Origin of the sequence: Hydrogenophaga sp., assembly GCF_026125825.1 — a bacterium.
Lineage (GTDB): Bacteria > Pseudomonadota > Gammaproteobacteria > Burkholderiales > Burkholderiaceae_C > Hydrogenophaga.
Map to the genome: position 1 here is coordinate 1 of NZ_JAHCKK010000201.1, position 2,502 is coordinate 2,502.

Here is a 2,502-nt window from a genome sequence, read left to right on the forward strand (position 1 = left end):
CACATCGATCCCGCCACTGGATTGCTGCACCTGGCCAACGAGGGTGCGCATGGAGGTCTGCATGGCCGCGAGCGCGCCCATGAGGCTGTCGGGATCCTGAGCGGGCGGCGTGGCACCGCTGAGGTCACCGTCGGCGATGCGCCGCAGGGCGCTGCGCGCCATGGCGGGGTCGCCACCGATCTCGCGCTTGAGCGTGCGCTGCACCACCAGGCCCAGCACCACGGCCGCCGACAGCGCCAGCAAGGCCAGACCGATGGCCAGCGCGCGGGCGCGATCGGCCTCGGCGTTGACCTGCTCATGCGTCTGCGTCGACAACGCCTGCGAGGCCTTGCCCAGCTGCAGCAGCTCGCCGCGCAGCTTGCGCCAGGCCGGCGTTTCTTCGGTGTTGAGCATCTGCACCGCATCGGCTGCGCTGGTTTTCAGCAGGGCCAGCACCTTGTCTTGTGCCTGGGCCTGGGCCGTCCGCAGGCCGGCCAGTGGCGCCAGACCCGCTTCGGCGGGCGTGCCCCTGGCCGCGGCGAGCGTGGCCTGGTGGGCCGCGTCAAAGGCATCGCGCGCCGCTTCCAGGTTCTTGTAGGCCTGCTGGTTGCTCGGGTCCAGCACGATGTTGCGCAGCGCCTGGCCCATCTGCAGGCCTTGCGCATACATGTCCTGCAGGCCGCTGGCCGTGGCCTGCTCGGTCTTGATGTAGTGGTCAAAGCGCGACTGCGTCTGCGCCAGCGACCAGATGCTGCCTGCCAGGCCCGCCACGAAAAGCGCGGCCGGCGCGACGAACGCCAGAAGGAGACGTTGGTTGAAGTTCATGGGGCGCCCTCGTCGCCGCTCAGGCGCGCAGCGACGGCGTGCCGTCATGGAGGCGGAAGAACCGCACCGCTTCGGCCAGACGACCGGCCTGGTCCTTGAGGCTCTCGGCCGCGGCCGCGCTCTCTTCCACCAGCGCCGCGTTCTGCTGCGTCATCTGGTCCAGCTGCGTCACCGCCACATTCACCTGGCCGATGCCGTCGCTCTGCTCTCCCGCGGCGGTGGTGATGTCGCTGATGAAGGCGGACACCTTCTCGGCGTTGGCAACGATCTCGCCGATGGTGCTGCCCGCCTGCGCCACCAGGCGCGATCCGTCCTCCACCTTGCCCACGCTGGTCTCGATCAGGCCCTTGATTTCCTTGGCCGCCTGCGCACTGCGCTGGGCCAGGCTGCGGACCTCGGCGGCGACCACGGCAAAGCCCCGGCCCTGTTCGCCGGCCCGCGCGGCTTCCACCGCCGCGTTCAGCGCCAGGATGTTGGTCTGGAAGGCAATGCCATCGATCACGCCGATGATGTCGCCAATCTTTTTGCTGCTGTGGTTGATCTCGTCCATCGTCGTGACCACCTGGCCCACCACCTGGCCACCGCGCACGGCCACCTCGGCGTTGGCCACGGCCATCTGCGTGGCCTGGCGCGCGGCATCGGCGCTTTGGCGCACCGTGCTCGTGAGCTGTTCCATGCTCGCGGCGGTTTCCTGCAGGTTGCTCGCGGCCTGCTCGGTGCGGCTGGAGAGGTCCTGGTTGCCGCTGGCGATCTGCTGGCTGGCGGTGCCGATGCTGTCGGTCGAGCTGCGCACCTCGCCCACGATGCGGGCCAGCGAGGCCTGCATGTCGCCCAGCGCGCGCATGAGCGCGGCCGTTTCGTCCTTGCCTTCGCGCTGGATGGTGCGCGTGAGGTCACCTTGGGCGATCGCGCTGGCCAGCCGCTGCGCTTCGTCCAGCGGGCGGCAGATGCTGTTCATGTTGGACAGCGTGGTCGGCACCACCACCAGGGCGGCGATCGCCACGGCCAGGCCAAACAGCATCAGGGTCTGGTCGTTGGCGCTCTGGCCCGCCTTGCGGGCATTGGCGGCGTCGGCCATCAGCACCTCTTCCAGCTGCTTGAGGCTCTGCAGCAGGTCGCCATAGCTGGCGTGCGCGCGGCCCAGCATGCGGTTGGCCACGGTCGCCGAGTCGTAGCCCGAGGACTCCAGCTGGTTCGTCACCGGCCCCACGGCAGCGACGTACTTGGTGAGGTGCGACTGCATCTCGCGAACCAGTTCGTTCTCGCCGTTTTCATTGCCGGCCTGCAGCACGTCCATCTGCTTCTGAGCCTGGTCGCGGGCCGCCTGCCACTGGGCCTTGGCCTTGAGCACGAGCTCGGGCTTTTCGTAGGCAATGATCATGTCCTTCTCGTGGCGGCCCATGTCGCCCAGCGCCACCTGCAGGCGCGAGAGCGTGAGGGTTTCTTCGAAGGTGCGTTCGACAAAGTCTTCGTTGAGCGCGTGCATGCGCGCCATGCCCCACCAGCCGGCCGTGCCGACCAACAGGAGCAGCACCAGGACCACGCCAATGGCGGCCCTCATGCGGATTCGGATGGAAAACTGGCGCATCAAGTGTTGCATGACTGTCTCTTCGTGTTGTTGATTGAAATGAAGCGGCGGGCTCAGGCGCCGCAAGCGTTCATGAAGAATGGGCGTCGGTGCGGAAGATCTGCACGACA

At 68.0% G+C, this 2,502-nt stretch carries 1 protein-coding gene and 1 pseudogene; both read right to left on the reverse strand.

Features of this window, described 5'->3' with window-relative positions:
- A pseudogene (locus tag KIT86_RS24890) lies at positions 1 to 804 on the reverse strand (chemotaxis protein); the annotation flags it as partial.
- 19 nt (positions 805 to 823) lie between these two features.
- A complete protein-coding gene (locus KIT86_RS24895) occupies positions 824 to 2,404 on the reverse strand; it encodes a methyl-accepting chemotaxis protein (RefSeq protein WP_297403399.1) in 1,581 nt (526 codons plus the stop codon).
- Positions 2,405 to 2,502 lie beyond the last annotated feature (98 nt).